Below are 16920 nucleotides of genomic sequence, written 5' to 3'. Positions count from 1 at the left end.
TGGTGCGGTGACGGTCAGCCGCCGGCATGGCCGGCGGCGCGGAGCCGGCCCGCGATCTCCTCGACGCGGGCGGCCCAGAGGCGGATCAGCGTCGCGTCGACCGGCGCGTCGGCCTCCAGTTTACGGTGCTCGTCGACCAGGGCGCGCAGGGCGGCGATCAGCGTCTCGTACGCCGCGGCGACCACGGCGGCGTCGCGCGCCTGTTCGGTCTTCTGGTAGCCGTCGAGCGCGGCGCGCAGCCGTTCGCCCCTCGGTCCTTCGAGCCGTTCGACGGCATCCTCGCGCGACGCACTGCCGGAGAGGTCGGCGACCGTCGCGACCGTGGCCGCATGGTCGGCGAGTCCGGCTTCGATCAGCGCGGCGCGGAGGCTGGCCTTGGTGCCGATGGTGCCCTGCCGGATCGCCGCGGCATGGTCGCGCTCGGCCTCGACGGCGGCGGCGACCGCCAGCAGCGCCGTGCGGATCTCGGCGCTGGTGCGTTTCACCTCCGCCCGCTGCCGCCGTTCGGCGACCAGAGCCAAGCCTTCGCCGGCGGCGGTCGCGCCGAGCGAGCCGATCAGCGGCAGCGCGCCGACCCCCGGGAGGGCGCCGACGGCGGCGATAAAGACGTTCGCGCGTTCGGTGAAGGTGCCGACGGCGGTCCGCACGTCGGCGCCAGGGTCGGCGGCGGCGAGAGCGCCCAGTTCGGCATAGGCCCGCGCCAGCGCGTCCATCGCCTGCTCGCGCTGGAGCAGAACGAGGGCGATCCTGCGGCGCGTCTCCTCGTTCGCCGCCCGCGCCGGAGAAGTGCGGGCGATCTCGCCGGTCGGGACCGCGGCGGGCGGTGCCGCCGCCCGTCCGAGATAGAAGAGCAGGTCGGCACGCCGTCCGTCGTCGAGGAAGGCGGTGCGGCTGGCGGCGGCCTCCTCGCTCATCTCGACCGCCGCCGTCACGCCCGCTTCGGCGAGCCCGAGGGCGGCGCCACGGTCGGCCGTCGTGCTGCAGGCCGCCAGCGCGGCGGCGGCAAAGACGATGCAGAGCCAGTGCGGACGAACAGCCACGGCCGATTGCTCCCCAGTGACGCAACCGCGATCAGCCTACGCCGAAACCGCGGGGGCCGATATGCCGTGTGTCACAGCCGGGAATGGCACGGACATCGTTGTGGCACGCGTCGATTCCGGGAACGGACTGCTGCGGATCCTGTTGCGTCTCTCAACCAGTAACGGGAGGTTCACATGTGGCGAGCAGCAATCGCCTTGATCGCCGTCGCGCCGAGTGCCGCAACTGCGGCCGATCTCATGCAGGTCGCGCGACAGGAGTCCGGCCACAGCCGGTTCGTCGCCCTGGTGGAACGCGCCGGCCTCGCCGGCGAGTTGAGCGGCGGCGGTCCCTACACCGTCTTCATGCCGAGCGACGCCGCCTTTGACCGGATGCCGCCGGAGACGCGGCAGCGTCTGGCCGACGTGCAGCGGGAGGCGCTCCGGCCGATCGTCCGCCAGCATGTCATCCGCGGCAAGGTCCTGCCGTCCGACGACATTCCGAAGACGCTGAAGACGGCGGCGGGTGGCGAACTGCAGGTCACCTGGGAGCGGAACAGCCTGACGATCTTCAGCGGACCGTTGCCGCCGGCCGGCGAGGCGGCCCGCGTGGTGCGGGGAGACCTGAAGGCTGACAACGGCGTCGTCCATACCATCGACGCGGTGCTGCTGCCGGTGAACGCGCTCGAGATACAGGATGCGGTCGCCGATGCTGCGACGGGTGCGGCGGCGCCGCGGCCGGAGACGACGCCGGCGCGCGACGAAGCCGGGTCGGCCCAGGGGCAGTCCTCGGCTCAGCCGAAAGAGACGGCGCAGCCGGCGCCCACGGACCGTCGCCCCGTCAAGGTCTACACCTATGTCCCTGAGTCCCAGACCACGACCGCGGTACGTCCCGACCAGCGGCCGCGCGCGGAGGGGCAGCCGCCGGCCGACGGTGCGGCGAGGCCCGCCGCGCTGACCGCCGAGGAACTGGAGGACATGAGCGTCGTCAGCCGCGGCCGCGACGCAGAGGGCGTGGTGGAAGGCGTCGTGCTGTCGCCGGAGACGGGCGATATCGACGTGGTGCTCGTCCGCTTCTCCGGCTTCCTGGGCATGTTCGGCAAGCTGATCGTCGTCCCCTGGTCCGACATCACCGTGGCGAGGGGGCAGCCGCTGCTCATCGCCGATATCGATGCCGCGGCGATCGAGCGGGCGGAGGAAGCGGACCTCAGCCGCTACCAGACGGCCGAATAACCCTGCCGCTGGCCTACGCTTCGGCTCTCGGGGCGTAGGCCCGCAGGAACGTCGACACGGCCGCATCCACGGTCGCGTCGAATTCCCGCGGTGAGACCTCTTCGGTGAGTCCGAGCACCATCTTCATGTGCAACTCGCCTTTCAAGAGGCCAAGGAAATGCTCGGCGGCGCGGTGCGGGTCCGCCACGCTCAGCTGCCCCTTGTCGGAAGCCGTACGGATGAAGCCCTCCACCCGCTCGAGCACGCGGCGCGGCCCGGACTCGAAGAAGACCCGGCCGAGGGTCGGAAAGCGCGGCGTTTCGGCGACCACGACGCGGAAGATGGCCAGGGTCTGTGGCCTCAGCAGCAGGCCGAGAAAGTTGCTCCCGACGGATCGGAGGACTGCCGCGACATCCGCTTCGCCCATGTCGGGGCTGCCCAGGATCTCGGCGTAGCGCCGGCAGGCGCGCTCGACGATCGCGGCGAACAGGGCGTCCTTGCCGGCGAAGTGGGCATAGACCGTCGCCTTCGAGACTCCGGCCGCCTGCGCCACGGCATCCATGCTCGCCGCGCCGAATCCCTGCTCGAGAAACACCGTGGCGGCGGCGTCGAGGACCTGTTCGGCCTTCGGGCTGCGCTGGATGGCTGGGCTCGCGACGGTCTGCATCAATCCTCCGGGGACCGGCATGTTGGGCGTTGACGCCGTGGCGGGCAATGCCCAATGTCTGGCATCTGAACTGAACCGTTCAGTTTCGTTCAGGGTCGAGATGGTCGGGACGGAAGTCATGCGCAAGCGGATAGTGGTCGGCATGGTCGCGATGATCGCGCTCCTCGTGGCAGTCGGCGGCGGCTGGTACTGGTGGACCGAGGGCCGCTGGCACGAGAGCACCGACGACGCCTACGTGCAGAGCGACATCTCGGTGATCAGTCCGAAGGTCGCGGGCTATCTGAAGGACCTGCCCGTTGCCGAAAACGCGCAGGTTCCGGCGGGTACGGTCCTGGCGGTGATCGACCCGACGGAATTCCGCCAGAAGGTCGAGGAGGCCCAGGCGAACGTCGTGGCGCAGCAGGCCGCGGTCGCCCGCATCGACAGCCAGATCGAGTTGCAGAGGGCGATGATCGCGCAGGCCGAGGCGAGCGTCGGCAGCGCCCGCGCGGAGCTGACGCGCACAGCGGGCGATGTCGCGCGCTACGGCAAGCTGATCGACCGCGGCTACGTCACGCGTCAGCGTTTCGAGGCGGCGAACGCCGACCGCCAGAAGGCGGACGCGGCGCTGAAGTCGGCACTGGCGGCGGCGACGGCGTCGCACGACCAGATCGCCGTGCTGCAGACCCAGCGCAAGGAGGCCGAGGCGCAGATCGAGCGGGCGCGCGCCGCGGTGGCGCTGGCGCAGACCGACCTCGACAACACCGTGGTCCGCGCGCCGGTGGACGGCGTCGTCGGCAATCGCGGGGCACAGCTCGGACAGTATGTGCGGGCCGGCACGCAGCTGATGTCCGTGGTGCCGCTGTCCGACGTCTATGTGGTCGCGAACTTCAAGGAAACGCAGATCGGCCACATGCGTCCGGGGCAGCCGGTCGAGGTGGACGTCGACGCCTTCCCCGACCACGCCCTGCGCGGCCGGATCGAGAGCTTCGCGCCGGCGAGCGGGTCGCAGTTCAGCCTGCTGCCGCCGGAGAACGCCACCGGCAACTTCACCAAGATCGTGCAGCGCGTTCCCGTGCGCATCCGCATCGAGAACGGCGACCCGCTGGCCGGGATGCTGCGGCCGGGCCTCTCGGTCGTCGTGTCGGTCGACACCCGCGCCGAGGGCATGGCGATGACGCCGACGGGCACGGCCTCGCTGTCGCCGTTCGCCAAGGCGTATGCCGCGGACGCACGCTGATGCCCGGAGCGTCTGCCGCGGCTGCGGAGGCGGAGCGGCCGCTGTCCGCGCGCGAACTCGCCGGCTTCCTGGCGATGGTGTTCGGCATGTTCATGGCGATCCTGGACATCCAGATCGTCGCGAGCTCGCTGACCGAGATCCAGGCAGGCCTCGGCGCCAGTGCCGACGAGATCAGCTGGGTGCAGACCTCGTACCTGATCGCCGAGGTCGTGATGATCCCGGTGTCGGGCTACCTGGCGCGCCTGCTGTCCACCCGCATTCTGTTCGTCGTCTCGGCGGTGGGCTTCACCGCGATGAGCTTCGCCTGCGCCATCGCCTGGAACGTGCCGTCGATGATCGTCTTCCGCGCGCTGCAGGGCTTCCTGGGCGGCGCGATGATCCCGACGGTGTTCGCGACCAGCTTCATCCTGTTCCCCGGGAAGCGCCGGGCGAGCGCCTCGGTCCTGATCGGTCTGGTCGCGACGATGGCGCCGACTATCGGGCCGACGCTCGGCGGCTGGCTGACGCAGATGTTCTCGTGGCACTGGCTGTTCCTGATCAACCTGGTGCCCGGGGTCCTGGTCGCGGTCGCGGTCTTCATCCTCGCGGATTTCGACAAGCCGGACTGGTCGCTGCTGCGCGGCTTCGACTTCGCCGGCCTCGGCCTGCTCGCCCTCTTCCTCGGCAGCCTGGAGTTCGTGCTGGAAGAGGGGCCGCGCGACGATTGGTTCGACGACCGGACGATCACGCTGCTGGCGATGACGGCGGCGGTCGCGGGGCCGGTCTTCCTGTGGCGCGCCTTCCGCGTGAAGAACCCGATCGTCGACCTGCGGGCCTTTGCCGACCGGAACTTCAGCGTCGGCTGCCTCTACAGTTTCATCCTCGGGATCGGCCTCTACGGCGCCGTCTACATCGTGCCGCTGTTCCTGGCGCGCGTGCGCGGCTACGACAGCCTGGAGATCGGGCTGGTCATGATGGTGACCGGCATCTTCCAGTTCATGTCGGCGCCGATCGCGGGTGTCATGATGCGGCGCATGGATCCGCGGATCATGCTGGCGCTCGGGCTCAGCCTGTTCGGCACCGGCGTCTATCTCAGCACCGCGATGACCGCGGAATGGGGCTATTGGGAGCTGTTCGCGCCCCAGGCGATCCGCGGCGTCAGCCTGATGCTGTGCTTCATGCCGATCAACATGCTGGCGCTCGGCACGCTGCCGCCGGAGCGGATCAAGAACGCCAGCGGCCTCTACAACCTGATGCGCAACCTGGGCGGCGCGGTCGGCATCGCGGTGATCAACACGATCATCACCGACCGCATGGCGCTGCACTGGGCGCGGCTGGTCGAGAGCGTCAACGGCGCCCGGCCGGAGGTGGCGGCCTATATCGAGAGCCTCGCGGGCCGCTTCGACGGCAGCATCGCCGGCGATGCCACCGCCGCGGCGATGAAGACGATCGGCGGCATGGTCAACCAGCAGGCGACGGTGATGACCTTCAACGACGCGCTGCTGCTGATGTCGATGGTCTTCTTCGGGGCCCTGCTGCTGATGCCCCTGATCCGCAAGCCGAAGCAGGCGGTCGCCGACGCGCATTGAGGGGTGTGGTTCTGTCTCCAGCGCGGGACGGGCCGAAGATCGCGCTCGCTTCCGCCGAGTCGGCTGAGCCTGCGGGCTGCCTCCCTTTCGATCAGAGCTTCGAGTGCCTGAGTGACGAGGGCGGATAACCGCTTCGTGCCGGCCATGGCTTTCGCGGTGGCGACCAACTCGTCGTCGAGGATCACCGATATCCGCATCTGATCTCGTCCCGGTTGAACGGAGAGCATCTCATCAATCGGTTGGGTCGGCCAGATTGACGCGACGCCGTCAGATTTCGCCGTTCGAAATCGTGAAGCGGTCCGGCGCGATATTCGTGGTCGACCGGATGCCGAGCGACCCGCCCAATTTTCGCTCCGCATCCCCGCGTGCCGGAGCCAGTGCGCCGCCCAACAACGCGGCGACCGCCGGCGACACCGTCAGCACCGGCTTGACGGGCCCGGCGCGGACGACGGCGCGCAGGGCGGCGAGGGCGGTCGTCTCCGCGCCCAGAAGATCGGGCAGGGCCGTGCGCAGCCGTTCGCGGCTCATCTCGACGAGGCCGAGCTGGGAGACGGGGAGGATGCGGACCTGGGCCGGGTCGTCGGCGAAGCCGGCGGACAGGGTGGCGTGGAGATGCTCGGCCGCAGCCCCTGCAGGCGCGCCGGCGAAGTCGGCGACGATCAGGCCGGAGATGCCGCGGAAGCGGACCAGCCGCGCCACTTCCACCGCTGCCTCCGCGTTCGCCGCCGCCAGCGCATCCGCCTGGCGACCGTGATGCGTGCCGGCCCCGGTATCGACGTCGATGGCGGTGAGGGCGCGGGTCCGGTCCATCCAGATGCGGCCCCCCGACGGCAGCGGCGCCGCCTCGCCGGGTGCCGCACTGTCGATTTCCGCCTCGACGCCGTGCGTCTCGAACAGTGCCGCGGCCCCGGCGTGGCGCTCGGGCGCGGGCAGCCCCAGGCGGCCTGCCTCGGCCCGCAGCGCCGACAGGGTCGTCCCATCGTCCACGACGATGCGCTCGACGCCGGCCGGGACCTCGTCGCGCAGCCAGCGCAGCAGCGGCGGCAGGTCGCGATGCAGGCGGCACGGCGCCGCGGCCCGTCCGGCGGCGCCCTGGACGGCCGTCAGCAGGTCGCGCAGATGCCGAAGCTCGGTCGCGAGGCCGTCTTCCTCGCATCCGGCGGCCGCGGCACGCACGATCACCCCCTCGGCAGGCGTGGCGAGCCGCTTGACGATGGCCTGGAGCCGCGCGCGCTCCGCCTTGTCGGCGATGCGGCGCGATGCGGCGACACCGGGCCGCCCAGGTGTCAGGACGAGGCGCCGACCGGGAAAGGTGAGCCGCATCGAGGCCTCGGCGACCTTCTCGGCGATGGCCTCGCGGACGATCTGGACGGGGATCGCCTGGCCTTCGTGGACGGCGCCGCCGCGGAGCGGCAGGAAGGCCTCGCCCTCGCCGATGTCGACGAAGGCGGCGGCCAGCGCCGGTTCGACGCGCCGGACTCGGCCCAGATAGATGCTGCCGGTGCGATCGGGGCGGTGGTCGCGCGCGATCAGCAGATCCCAGGGGCTGCCGTCGCGCAGCGCCGCGGCGCGGATTTCGCCGGGCGAGACGGAGACGACGACCGTGTCGACCGGCGGCAGGTGGAAGCCGCCGCGGCTCATCCCGGCGCCGCGACGAAGCCGTTGCCGTGGAGCAGGCCCACCGTCTCGCAGAGGGCGAGCCCGACGACGTTGGAATAGGAGCCGTTGATCGCCGGCACGAACGCGGCCGCGGCGCCCTGGACGGCATAGCCGCCCGCCTTGCCGCGCCATTCGCCGCCGGCGAGGTAGGCGTCGGTTTCGGCACGGGACAGGCGCTTGAAGGCGACCATGGTCATGACGGTGCGCCGGCGCAGCGTTCCGTCGGGACAGACGAGGGCGATGCCACCATAGACGCGGTGACGCCGGCCCGACAGCAGGTCCAGGCATGCGCGCGCCGTGGCCTCGTCCTCCGCTTTCGGCAGGATCCGGCGGCCGACGCCGACGACCGTATCCGCCGCCAGGACGAAGGCGCCGGGATGACGTGCGGCAACGGCATGCGCCTTCGCCGCCGCCAGCCGTTCCGCGTGCTGGCGCGGCAGCTCGCGGGGCAGGGGCGTCTCGTCGATGTCGGCGGGATCGACCGCGTCCGGGACGATACCGACCTGGGCCAGCAGGTCGACGCGGCGGGGCGAGGCGGAAGCCAGGATCAGGCGCGCGCGGGCGGGCGCCCCCTCTGCTGGGCTCAAGACGCGGCTGCTACTTGAACCGGAAGGTGATGCGGCCCTTCGTCAGGTCGTACGGCGTCATCTCGACGCTGACGCGGTCGCCCGCGAGAACGCGGATGCGATTCTTGCGCATCTTGCCCGACGTGTGGGCGAGGATCTCATGCTCGTTCTCCAGGCGGACCCGGAACATCGCATTCGGCAGCAGCTCCGTAACCGTTCCCTGGAACTCCAGCGCTTCTTCCTTCGACATCGGCTCTCCGTGGCATCGTCTGTGAAATCATTGTGTGCAGAGGCCGGAATGCGGCCAAAGCTTGGCACCGTCAAGTCATGTGGGGATCGGCGCCCCGTATTTCACCCGCATCCGGCTCAACTGCCGGGGCTGCCGGCGGGGGGGAACCGCTCCTTGATCCGCCGCATCAGCCCGTCGCGGGTCTCCCGATAGGCGGCGATCATCTGCTCCCGGCTGCCCCAGATGGCGGTGGGATCGAAGGTGTGCCAGTATTCGATGTCGATCGCCATGGTGCGCGTCAACTCGACGGCGCGGTGCTGCGCCTCCGGCGAGAGCGAGACGACGAGGTCGAACGAGGTGTCCTCCAGGTCGTCGAAGCTGCGCGGCCGGTGGCGCGAGATGTCGAGGCCGACCTCGTCCATGATCGCCTGGGCGAAGGCGTCCGATTCGCCGGCGCGCACGCCGACCGACTCGACGTAGATGCGCTGGCCGTGCAGGTGCCGCAGGATCGCCGCCGCCATCGGCGAACGCACGGTGTTGGTCGTGCAGGCGAAGAGCACGCTCGACGGCGCCCGGCGGTGGGAGGCGGCGCCGGTCATCCCCGTATGTGCAGAACGCAGAGCAGGGTGAAGAGCCGGCGCGCCGTATCGTTGTCGATCTCGATCTTGCCCTCGAGCCGGCGGCGCAGCAGGTCCGAACCCTCGTTGTGCAGGCCGCGGCGGCCCATGTCGATCGCCTCTATGCGCGACGGGCTGGCCGTCTTGATCGCGTCGTAATAGCTCTCGCAGATCGTGAAATAGTCCTTGATGACCCGGCTGAACGGCTTCATCGCCAGCCCGATCCGATGGAGCGGACGTTCCTCGGTGTCGCGCACGTCGAACACCAGCCGGTTGTCCTCGATCGCGAGCAGCAGATGGTAGGGCCCGGGGGTACCGTCGGCGAGGGCGAAGCGGTTCTCCTCGACCAGGTCGTAGATCGCCACGGCCCGCTCGTGCTCGATCTCCGGACTGCGGCGGACGACCAGCCGTTCGTCCAGCGTCACCTTCGCGATGCGGTCGGTGGCAATGCGGTCGGTGGCGCTGCGTTCGGGCCGGTCCGTCATGTCTCCGGGGGCAGGTTCAGGCGGACCGACACCGACAGGGCGTGCGCGTCCAGTCCTTCGGCGCGCGCGAGCCTGACCGCCGCCGGACCCAGGGCGCGCAGGCCGTCGGCGTCGCAGCCGAGCAGGGTCGTGCGCTTCATGAAGTCGAGCACGCCCAGCCCCGACGAGAAGCGGGCGCTGCGCGAGGTCGGCAGGACGTGGTTCGGACCGCCGACATAGTCGCCGATCGCCTCGGGCGTGTGTCGGCCGAGGAAGATGGCGCCGGCATGGCGGATGAAGCGCGCCAGCCGGTCCGGGTCCGGCACGGCCAGTTCCAGATGTTCGGGGGCGATGCGGTCGACATAGGTCGGCGCGTCGTCGATGTGCGGGATCAGGATGATCGCGCCGAACCGCTCCCAGCTCTCGCGCGCCACCGCCTCGCGCGGCAGGGTGCGCAGGAAGCCTTCGACGGCGCGATCCACCGCGTCGGCGAAGTGCTGGTCGTCGGTGATCAGGATCGACTGCGCGTCCGGCGAATGCTCCGCCTGCGACAGCAGGTCGGCGGCGACCCAGGCCGGGTCGTTGCCGCCGTCGGCGACCACCAGGATCTCCGACGGGCCGGCGATCAGGTCGATGCCGACGATGCCGAAGACCTGCCGCTTCGCGGCAGTGACCCAGGCGTTGCCGGGGCCGACGATCTTGTCGACCGGGCGGATGGTCTCGGTGCCGTAGGCCAGGGCGCCGATCGCCTGGGCGCCGCCGATCCGGAAGACCTCGTCGACGCCGGCCATGCGCGCCGCGGCGAGGACCAGCGGGTTGATCTGTCCGTCCGGCGTCGGCACCACCATGACTAGCCGCTCGACGCCGGCGACCTTGGCCGGGACGGCGTTCATCAGGACGGAACTGGGGTAGGAGGCGAGGCCGCCCGGGACGTAGAGGCCGGCCGCCTCGATCGGCGTCCAGCGCAGGCCGAGCCGGATGCCCAGCTCGTCGACATACTCGAAGTCCTGCGGCACCTGCTGTTCGTGGAAGGCCGCGATGCGATGCGCCGCCAGCCGCAGCGCTTCCAGCGCGCTCGGATCGCAGGCCGCCTCGGCCGCGGCCAGTTCCTCGGCCGGAATGCGCAGCGTTTCCGGCGAGAGTTCCAGCCGGTCGAAGCGGGCGGTGTGCTCGATCACGGCCGCGTCGCCGCGCCGGCGCACGTCGGCCAGGATCCGGGCCGCGACAGCCTCGACGTCGGCCGCGTCCTCGGCGCCGCGCTTCTCCTCGAGGAAGGCCGCGAACGCCGCGTCGAAGCCGGCCTCGCGGGCGTCAAGCCGCCGCGGCAAGGGTCGCTCCCCGGAAGCGTTCGATCCAGCCGCCGATCTCGGCGGGGCGCGTCTTCAGTGCGGTACGGTTCACGATCAGCCGCGAGGTAATGTGGGCGATGTGCTCGATCTCCACCAGGCCGTTGGCGCGCAGGGTCGATCCGGTGGAGACGAGGTCGACGATCCGCCGGCACAGGCCCAGGCTGGGCGCCAGCTCCATGGCGCCGTTCAGCTTGATGCACTCCGCCTGCACGCCGCGCGCCGCGAAGTGGTTGCGGGTGACGTGCGGGTACTTCGTGGCCACGCGGATGTGGCTCCAGTGGCGGGGATCGTCGCGCGCGACCAGTTCGGCCGGCTCGGCGACCGACAGGCGGCACTTGCCGATGCCGAGGTCGAGCGGCGCGTAGACCTCCTGGAAGTCGAACTCCATCAGCACGTCGTAGCCGGCGATGCCGATATGGGCGCCGCCGAAGGCGACGAAGGTCGCGACGTCGAAGCTGCGCACGCGCACGATGAAGATGTTCGGGTCGTGCGTCGCGAACTTCAGCTGGCGCGAACTGGGGTCGTCGAAGGCGGCTTCCGGCTCGATGCCCGTGCGCCGGACCAGCGGCATCGCCTCGTCCAGGATGCGGCCCTTCGGCAGGGCGATGACCAGCGGTTCGTTCAGCTTCGACATGGCGCGCTATCTATACCGAACCGGTGCCCGTTGCCAGCCGCCGCTACGCCGATATGCGCTCGGCGGCGACCGCGGACCGTGTCCGAGGGAGGGAAATCAGTCGGCGGGATGCTCGGGCCGCCAGGCCGTCGGCCACGGCTCGCCGACATCCTCCAGATAGAGATGGATGTCGGCGATGGCGATACGGATCGTGCCGCCCCCGGCGAATTCCAGGTACAGGCCGCCATCCTCCAGCCGCAGCGTCAGCAGCGACAGGGGCACGTCCGGGTTCGTCCGGTCGATGTCGCGGACCTGGACGCCGGTCACCTCGTGGATCGCCAGGACGCCGTGCACGCGGGCGTGGACGGGGGCTCCCCGCTCGCCGGGCCGAGGCGGCGCTTCCCACATGAAGCGGTTGACCACCATCGCGAAGCGGCCGAGCGACGGCTCGTACAGCATGTCGGCGAGCGGCACGAGCGCGTCCTGCAGGCAGGCGGCGAGGACCTGGAGGTCCTGCTCGTCGCGCGCCCGCAGCTTCAGGCCGGGCGTTCCGTCCTCCGCATCAGGCGGCATCGGGCATCCGCTCGATGACGGCACCGCAGGCGGAAAGCTTCTCCTCCAGTCGCTCGTAGCCCCGGTCGAGATGATAGATGCGGTTGACGATCGTCTCGCCCTGGGCGGCGAGGCCGGCCAGCACCAGGGAGACCGACGCGCGCAGGTCGGTCGCCATGACGGGCGCACCCTTCAGCGCGCGCACGCCGCGCACCATCGCCGAGGCGCCGTGCACGTTGATGTTGGCGCCCATGCGGCGCAGCTCCGGCACGTGCATGAAGCGGTTTTCGAAGATCGTCTCGGTGATCATCGCGGCACCCTCGGCGACCGACATCAGCACCATCATCTGCGCCTGAAGGTCGGTCGGGAAGCCCGGGAAGGGCTCGGTCATCACGTCGACGCCGGTGATGTGCCCATTCGGCCGGTATACGCGCACCCCGCCGGCCGTATTCTCCGCGGCGATTCCCGCCTCGGCCAGGACCGGGAAGACGGCCGGCAGCAGGTCGATGTCGCCGCCCACCAGTTCGACGTCGCCGCCGGTGATCGCCGCGGCCATGGCATAGGTGCCCATCTCGATCCGGTCGGGCAGGACCCGGTGGCGGCCGCCGTGCAGCGCCGGCTTGCCCCGGATCACGAGCCGCTCGGTGCCGATGCCCTCGATCTCAGCGCCCATGGCGATCAGGCAGCGGGCGAGGTCGCCGATCTCCGGCTCGCGCGCCACGTTGACCAGGACCGTCTCGCCCTCGGCCAGCGCCGCCGCCATCAGCAGGTTCTCGGTGGCGCCGACGGACACCTTGGGGAAGACGAAGCGTGCGCCCTTCAGGCCGTTCGGTGCCCTGGCGCCGATATAGCCCTCGGTCAGCTCGATCTCGGCACCCAGGGCGGCGAGGCCGGCGAGATGCAGGTCGACCGGACGGTCGCCGATGGCGCAGCCGCCGGGCAGGGACACGCGCGCCTCGCCGAAGCGCGCGACGAGTGGGCCGAGCACCAGCACGGAGGCGCGCATCTTGCGCACCAGGTCGTAGGGTGCGGTGGTGCTGCCGATCTTCGCGGCGTTCAGGTGCAGCGTCTGCTCGCCGCTCGCGCCCTGTTCGTCCCGGGCGTCGACCTCGACGCCGTGCTGCGCCAGCAGCCGCTTCATCGTCGAGATGTCGGCCAGCCGCGGCACGTTCTCGAGGACGAGCGTCTCCTCGCTCAGCAGGCAGGCCGCCATCAGCGGCAGGGCGGCGTTCTTGGCGCCGCCGATCGCGATCCGGCCGCGGAGGGGCGTGCCGCCGACGATGCGCATCCGGTCCATTCAGGTCCTCAGAGTCGGGGCAGGGTCACGCCGCGCTGACCCATATATTTGCCGGCGCGGTCGGCATACGACACCTCGCAGGGCTCGTCCGCCTTCAGGAACAGGAACTGGCACGCGCCCTCGTTCGCATAGATCTTCGCCGGCAGCGGCGTGGTGTTCGAGAATTCCAGGGTAACGTGCCCCTCCCACTCGGGTTCCAACGGGGTCACGTTCACGATGATGCCGCAGCGCGCATAGGTCGACTTGCCGAGGCAGATGACCATCACGTCGCGCGGGATGCGGAAATACTCCACCGTGCTGGCCAGCGCGAAGCTGTTCGGCGGGATGATGCAGACGTCGGTGTCGCGCTCGACGAAGCTCTTGTCCGAGAAATTCTTCGGATCGACGATCGCCGTGTCGATGTTGGTGAAGATCCTGAACTCGCGCGAGACGCGGGCGTCGTAGCCATAGGACGACACGCCGTAGGAGATCATCCCCTCACGGCGCTGACGGTCCTCGAACGGGTCGATCATCTGGTGGTTGACCGCCATCTCGCGGATCCATCGGTCGGGCATGATCGACATGGGAGCCCTGTTCGGTGACGGAATTGGGACGCGTTCGCGGCTTCTTAGAGGACGCGGGGGCGCGGCTCAATAGGAGTGATCGCCGGGGCTCTTCCACTCCGCCGGGTTTCCACGACAGCGTCCTGGAGCATTCCCGTCTCTCTTCGCTGTCATGCCCGGACTTGATCCGGGCACCCAGGGCCGCATCCCGAGCGCTCGCTCCGGCAATGACAATTCGTGGAGGTCGGCCGCCGGAGGTGGCCGTTGGGCGATCGCGAAGAGGCGCTCACCCCCGCCGCGACGCCAGGAAGCGGTCGATCATGCGCGGCGCCTCGCCGAGATAGTTGGCGGGGTCGGTCAGGCGGCGCAGGTCTTCGTCGGTGAGCTTGCCCTGGAGATCCGGCGTTTCGCGCAGCACGTCGTAGAGGGGGCGCCCGTCCTTCGCCGCGATGCGGCAGGCGTCATAGACCACGTCGTGGGCGTTCTGGCGGCCGAGGGCCGGGGCGAGGCCCATCATCACCGCCTCCGAGACGATAAGGCCGGAGGTCATGTCGAGGTTCTGGCGCATGCGCGCCGTGTTCACCTCCAGCCCCGCCAGCATGAAGCGCGCCTGGTTGAGGGCGCCGGCGGTCAGGATGAAGGCCTCCGGCACCACCAGCCACTCGACGTGCCACGGGCCGGTGGCGCGCTCGAAGTCGGTGACCATCGCGTCCAGGCCCAGGGCGGCGTGCTGGCGCACGACCTTGGCGGCGGCCAGCATCAGTTCGCAGGAGATCGGGTTGCGCTTCTGCGGCATGGTGCTGCTGCCGCCGCGGCCCTTCACGAAGGGCTCGTACGCCTCCTGCGTCTCGGTCGCCATCATCAGCATGACGTCGGTGGCGATCTTGCCGAGCGTGCCGGTGACGAGGCCGAGGAAGCAGATCGCCTCGGCGATGCCGTCGCGCGCCACATGCCAGGGCATCGAGGCGCGGCCCAGGCCCAGTTCCGCGGCGAGCGCGTCGGACACGGCGAGGCCCTGGTCGCCGAGCGAGGCGAGTGTGCCCGCCGCACCGGCGAAGCTGCCGACCAGGACGCGCGGCCGCAACTCGGCGAGGCGCTCGCGGTGGCGCTCGATCGAGGACAGCCAGACGGCGCACTTGTAGCCGAAGGTCACCGGCAGGGCGTGCTGCAGGTGGGTGCGGCCCGGCATGGCGTCGTCGCGGTGCTTCGCCGCCAGGTCGGCCAGGATACCGGCCACCGCGTCGAGGTCGGCGCCGACGAGATCGAGGGCGGCGCGGATCTGCAGCGCCGTGGCGCTGTCCATGATGTCCTGGGTGGTGGCGCCCCAGTGGGCGTACTGGCCGGCACCGCCCTCGACGGTGTGGGCGATCTGGTGGACGAGGGGAAGGATCGGGTAGCCCACGATCTCCGTCTCGCGCTGCATCTGCGCCATGTCGATGGTCGCGACGTCGGCCTTGGCGGTGATCGCGTCGGCGGCCGCCTGCGGGATGATCCCGAGCCGCGCCTGCACCCGCGCCAGCGCCGCCTCGACGTCGAGATAGCGCTGCACCAGCGCCTCGTCGGCGAACACGTCGCGCATCGCGGCGGTGCCGAACATGTCGCGGAAGAGGGCGGAATCGATGACGGTGGAGGGCATGGACGGTCTCGCTTCTTGGCCGGGCGGCGGATCGTAGAGGCAGGCGGCGGCTTTCGCCAGCCACGGCTCTTCTCGTCGCCAGACGGTGGTTTCGAACGCCGCCCCGGTGACCGCGGCGCGTTCGCCGCGTATGGTTGCCGCCAACTGGAAAGGGAGGATCGCATGGCGGTCGCGGACGAGGTGAAGGCGCTGACCTTCGACGTGTTCGGCACGGTGGTGAACTGGCGCGAGAGCATCGCCGCCGAGGCCAAGGCGCTGCTCGGGGCCAAGGGCGGCGACCACGACTGGAACGCGTTCGCGCTCAGCTGGCGGTCGAAGTACCAGCCGGCGATGGAGAAGGTGCGCAGCGGCGAGCGGCCGTGGATCAAGCTCGACGACCTGCACCGCGAGAACCTGGAGGAGGTGCTGACCGAATTCGGCATCACCAACCTGTCGGATGCCGAGAAGGACAATCTGAACCGGGCCTGGCACCGGTTGGAGCCCTGGCCCGACACCGTGGGCGGCCTCGCGCGGCTGAAGCGGAAATACATCCTGGCGACGCTGTCGAACGGCAACATCGCCCTGATGGTGAACATGGCGAAGCATTCGAAGCTGCCGTGGGACACGATCCTGGGTGCCGAGGTGGCGCGCGCCTACAAGCCGCAGCCGGAGGCCTATCAGCGCACCTGCGAGGCGCTCGGCCTGAAGCCGGCGCAGGTCATGCTGGTCGCCGCGCACAATGGCGACCTGGTCGCGGCGAAGAAGACCGGCATGCGCACCGCCTTCGTCCGGCGCGCCACCGAATACGGGCTGAACGAGACGCGCGACCAGAAGGCGGAACACGATTTCGACTATGTCGCCGAAAGCTTCATCGACCTCGCCGAGCAGCTCGGCTGCCGGCTCTGACGCCGCCGTGGCGCTCGCCACCCGCAGCTACCGGCCGGAGGATCGCGACGCCGTCGTGACCCTCTGGACGGCCTGCGGCCTCGTCATGCCGTGGAACGACCCGGACGCCGACATCGCCCGCGCCGCGGGCGGCCCGGCGAGCGACATTCTGGTCGGCGAGGTTGACGGCGCGGTGGTGGCCACGGCCATGGTCGGCGACGAGGGCCACCGCGGCTGGGTCTACTACGTCGCCGTCGACCCGGAGCGCCAGGGCCACGGCCTGGGGGCGGCGATGATGGCTGCGGCCGAGGCGTGGCACGCGGCACGCGGCGTGCCCAAGGTGATGCTGCTGGTGCGCGAGACGAACACCCGGGTCGTCGGTTTCTACGAGGGCCTGGGCTATGTGCAGGAGCCGCGGGTCCTGCTGACCAAGTGGGTCAATCGCCCGCAGGACGGATGAGGCAGCGATGATCGAAGCCGTCAGCGCCATCACCCTCGCCACCCACGACATGGCGGCCTCGGTGCGCTTCTACCGCGCACTGGGGTTCGAACTGAAATACGGCGGCGAGGATGCCGCCTTCACCAGCTTCTTCGCCGGGGCGAGCTTCCTCAACATCACCGCCCAGCCGGCGGAGAAGCGGTGGGTCTGGTGGGGTCGCGCCATCTTCCACGTCGACGACGTCGACGCCACCCACCGCCGCGCCCTCGACGCCGGCTACGAGGCCTCGACCCAGCCGCGCGACGCCAGCTGGGGCGAGCGCTATTTCCACATCACCGACCCCGACGGCCACGAACTGAGCTTCGCGCGACCGCTGGGACGTTAGGCACAGGCCGGGCATCTGTCCGGACA

At 70.4% G+C, this 16920-nt stretch carries 19 protein-coding genes; 6 read left to right on the top strand and 13 right to left on the bottom strand.

Going from position 1 to position 16920, the window contains the following annotated elements; all coding sequences use genetic code 11:
- Positions 1–14: 14 nt before the first annotated feature.
- Positions 15–1040: a hypothetical protein gene (locus ABIE65_RS03660; protein WP_354075569.1), complete on the bottom strand. Its 1026-nt coding sequence runs from the start codon at positions 1038–1040 to the stop codon at positions 15–17.
- A 174-nt stretch (positions 1041–1214) separates the two neighbouring features.
- Here ABIE65_RS03660 and ABIE65_RS03655 point away from each other — a divergent pair, with 174 nt between their 5' ends.
- The gene (locus ABIE65_RS03655) at positions 1215–2249 is read left to right on the top strand and encodes a fasciclin domain-containing protein (protein ID WP_354075567.1); all 1035 of its coding nucleotides are present in this window, start codon (positions 1215–1217) and stop codon (positions 2247–2249) included.
- 13 nt (positions 2250–2262) lie between these two features.
- Here ABIE65_RS03655 and ABIE65_RS03650 read toward each other — a convergent pair whose 3' ends face one another.
- Positions 2263–2895: a TetR/AcrR family transcriptional regulator gene (locus ABIE65_RS03650; RefSeq protein WP_354075566.1), complete on the bottom strand. Its 633-nt coding sequence runs from the start codon at positions 2893–2895 to the stop codon at positions 2263–2265.
- A 118-nt stretch (positions 2896–3013) separates the two neighbouring features.
- Between ABIE65_RS03650 and ABIE65_RS03645 the strand changes: the two genes are divergently transcribed.
- Both ABIE65_RS03645 and ABIE65_RS03640 read left to right on the top strand, forming a co-directional pair.
- The gene (locus ABIE65_RS03645) at positions 3014–4114 is read left to right on the top strand and encodes an HlyD family secretion protein (RefSeq protein WP_354075564.1); all 1101 of its coding nucleotides are present in this window, start codon (positions 3014–3016) and stop codon (positions 4112–4114) included.
- The gene (locus ABIE65_RS03640) at positions 4114–5682 is read left to right on the top strand and encodes a DHA2 family efflux MFS transporter permease subunit (RefSeq protein ID WP_354075563.1); all 1569 of its coding nucleotides are present in this window, start codon (positions 4114–4116) and stop codon (positions 5680–5682) included. Before ABIE65_RS03645 ends, ABIE65_RS03640 begins: the two co-directional genes overlap by 1 nt.
- Before the next feature lie 267 nt (positions 5683–5949).
- Here ABIE65_RS03640 and ABIE65_RS03635 read toward each other — a convergent pair whose 3' ends face one another.
- From ABIE65_RS03635 to pcaB, 11 genes are all read right to left on the bottom strand, one after another.
- Positions 5950–7323 (bottom strand): ribonuclease E/G, encoded by a 1374-nt coding sequence (locus ABIE65_RS03635; RefSeq protein WP_354075561.1) that lies wholly within the window; start codon positions 7321–7323, stop codon positions 5950–5952.
- Complete coding sequence (locus ABIE65_RS03630; RefSeq protein WP_354075559.1) at positions 7320–7928, bottom strand: Maf family nucleotide pyrophosphatase; 609 nt, start codon at positions 7926–7928, stop codon at positions 7320–7322. The genes ABIE65_RS03635 and ABIE65_RS03630 overlap by 4 nt, the downstream gene beginning before the upstream one ends.
- A 10-nt stretch (positions 7929–7938) precedes the next feature.
- Entirely contained in the window at positions 7939–8157 is a 219-nt protein-coding gene (gene infA, locus ABIE65_RS03625; RefSeq protein ID WP_354075558.1) for a translation initiation factor IF-1, read from the bottom strand.
- A gap of 116 nt (positions 8158–8273) precedes the next feature.
- Positions 8274–8735 carry an arsenate-mycothiol transferase ArsC gene (locus ABIE65_RS03620; protein WP_354075557.1) on the bottom strand — a complete coding sequence of 154 codons (462 nt, stop codon included), beginning with the start codon at positions 8733–8735 and terminating at the stop codon, positions 8274–8276.
- A complete protein-coding gene (locus tag ABIE65_RS03615; protein WP_354075556.1) occupies positions 8732–9238 on the bottom strand; it encodes a UPF0262 family protein in 507 nt (168 codons plus the stop codon). The genes ABIE65_RS03620 and ABIE65_RS03615 overlap by 4 nt, the downstream gene beginning before the upstream one ends.
- On the bottom strand, positions 9235–10545 hold the full coding sequence (hisD, locus tag ABIE65_RS03610; protein WP_354075555.1) for a histidinol dehydrogenase: 1311 nt from the start codon (positions 10543–10545) through the stop codon (positions 9235–9237). The genes ABIE65_RS03615 and hisD overlap by 4 nt, the downstream gene beginning before the upstream one ends.
- Positions 10529–11200: an ATP phosphoribosyltransferase gene (gene hisG / locus ABIE65_RS03605; RefSeq protein ID WP_354075554.1), complete on the bottom strand. Its 672-nt coding sequence runs from the start codon at positions 11198–11200 to the stop codon at positions 10529–10531. Before hisG ends, hisD begins: the two co-directional genes overlap by 17 nt.
- A 96-nt stretch (positions 11201–11296) precedes the next feature.
- Positions 11297–11752: a DUF2948 family protein gene (locus tag ABIE65_RS03600; protein WP_354075553.1), complete on the bottom strand. Its 456-nt coding sequence runs from the start codon at positions 11750–11752 to the stop codon at positions 11297–11299.
- A complete protein-coding gene (gene murA, locus ABIE65_RS03595; protein WP_354075552.1) occupies positions 11742–13028 on the bottom strand; it encodes a UDP-N-acetylglucosamine 1-carboxyvinyltransferase in 1287 nt (428 codons plus the stop codon). Before murA ends, ABIE65_RS03600 begins: the two co-directional genes overlap by 11 nt.
- An 8-nt stretch (positions 13029–13036) precedes the next feature.
- Positions 13037–13591 (bottom strand): dCTP deaminase, encoded by a 555-nt coding sequence (gene dcd / locus ABIE65_RS03590; protein WP_354075550.1) that lies wholly within the window; start codon positions 13589–13591, stop codon positions 13037–13039.
- Between the two features lie 265 nt (positions 13592–13856).
- Complete coding sequence (pcaB, locus tag ABIE65_RS03585; RefSeq protein WP_354075548.1) at positions 13857–15206, bottom strand: 3-carboxy-cis,cis-muconate cycloisomerase; 1350 nt, start codon at positions 15204–15206, stop codon at positions 13857–13859.
- Between the two features lie 162 nt (positions 15207–15368).
- Here pcaB and ABIE65_RS03580 point away from each other — a divergent pair, with 162 nt between their 5' ends.
- The 3 genes from ABIE65_RS03580 to ABIE65_RS03570 are packed head-to-tail and all read left to right on the top strand — an operon-like array spanning position 15369 to position 16894.
- Entirely contained in the window at positions 15369–16091 is a 723-nt protein-coding gene (locus ABIE65_RS03580; RefSeq protein WP_354075547.1) for a haloacid dehalogenase type II, read from the top strand.
- Positions 16092–16098: 7 nt separating this feature from the next.
- A complete protein-coding gene (locus tag ABIE65_RS03575; protein WP_354075546.1) occupies positions 16099–16530 on the top strand; it encodes a GNAT family acetyltransferase in 432 nt (143 codons plus the stop codon).
- Between the two features lie 7 nt (positions 16531–16537).
- Positions 16538–16894, top strand: coding sequence for a VOC family protein (locus tag ABIE65_RS03570; RefSeq protein ID WP_354075545.1), 357 nt, complete (start codon positions 16538–16540; stop codon positions 16892–16894).
- The last annotated feature ends 26 nt before the right edge of the window (positions 16895–16920 follow it).

The organism is Constrictibacter sp. MBR-5 (assembly GCF_040549485.1).
Lineage (GTDB): Bacteria > Pseudomonadota > Alphaproteobacteria > JAJUGE01 > JAJUGE01 > Constrictibacter.
This window is presented reverse-complemented; position numbering and strand designations above follow the sequence as displayed.

Bases quoted from the DNA above. Each gene is read 5' to 3' on its own strand.
- ABIE65_RS03655 (WP_354075567.1), top strand. From the start codon at position 1,215: ATGTGGCGAGCAGCAATCGCCTTGATCGCCGTCGCGCCGAGTGCCGCA.
- ABIE65_RS03650 (WP_354075566.1), bottom strand. From the start codon at position 2,895: ATGCAGACCGTCGCGAGCCCAGCCATCCAGCGCAGCCCGAAGGCCGAA.
- ABIE65_RS03645 (WP_354075564.1), top strand. From the start codon at position 3,014: ATGCGCAAGCGGATAGTGGTCGGCATGGTCGCGATGATCGCGCTCCTC.
- ABIE65_RS03640 (WP_354075563.1), top strand. From the start codon at position 4,114: ATGCCCGGAGCGTCTGCCGCGGCTGCGGAGGCGGAGCGGCCGCTGTCC.
- ABIE65_RS03635 (WP_354075561.1), bottom strand. From the start codon at position 7,323: ATGAGCCGCGGCGGCTTCCACCTGCCGCCGGTCGACACGGTCGTCGTC.
- infA (WP_354075558.1), bottom strand. From the start codon at position 8,157: ATGTCGAAGGAAGAAGCGCTGGAGTTCCAGGGAACGGTTACGGAGCTG.
- ABIE65_RS03620 (WP_354075557.1), bottom strand. From the start codon at position 8,735: ATGACCGGCGCCGCCTCCCACCGCCGGGCGCCGTCGAGCGTGCTCTTC.
- ABIE65_RS03615 (WP_354075556.1), bottom strand. From the start codon at position 9,238: ATGACGGACCGGCCCGAACGCAGCGCCACCGACCGCATTGCCACCGAC.
- hisG (WP_354075554.1), bottom strand. From the start codon at position 11,200: ATGTCGAAGCTGAACGAACCGCTGGTCATCGCCCTGCCGAAGGGCCGC.
- ABIE65_RS03600 (WP_354075553.1), bottom strand. From the start codon at position 11,752: ATGCCGCCTGATGCGGAGGACGGAACGCCCGGCCTGAAGCTGCGGGCG.
- murA (WP_354075552.1), bottom strand. From the start codon at position 13,028: ATGGACCGGATGCGCATCGTCGGCGGCACGCCCCTCCGCGGCCGGATC.
- dcd (WP_354075550.1), bottom strand. From the start codon at position 13,591: ATGTCGATCATGCCCGACCGATGGATCCGCGAGATGGCGGTCAACCAC.
- pcaB (WP_354075548.1), bottom strand. From the start codon at position 15,206: ATGCCCTCCACCGTCATCGATTCCGCCCTCTTCCGCGACATGTTCGGC.
- ABIE65_RS03580 (WP_354075547.1), top strand. From the start codon at position 15,369: ATGGCGGTCGCGGACGAGGTGAAGGCGCTGACCTTCGACGTGTTCGGC.
- ABIE65_RS03570 (WP_354075545.1), top strand. From the start codon at position 16,538: ATGATCGAAGCCGTCAGCGCCATCACCCTCGCCACCCACGACATGGCG.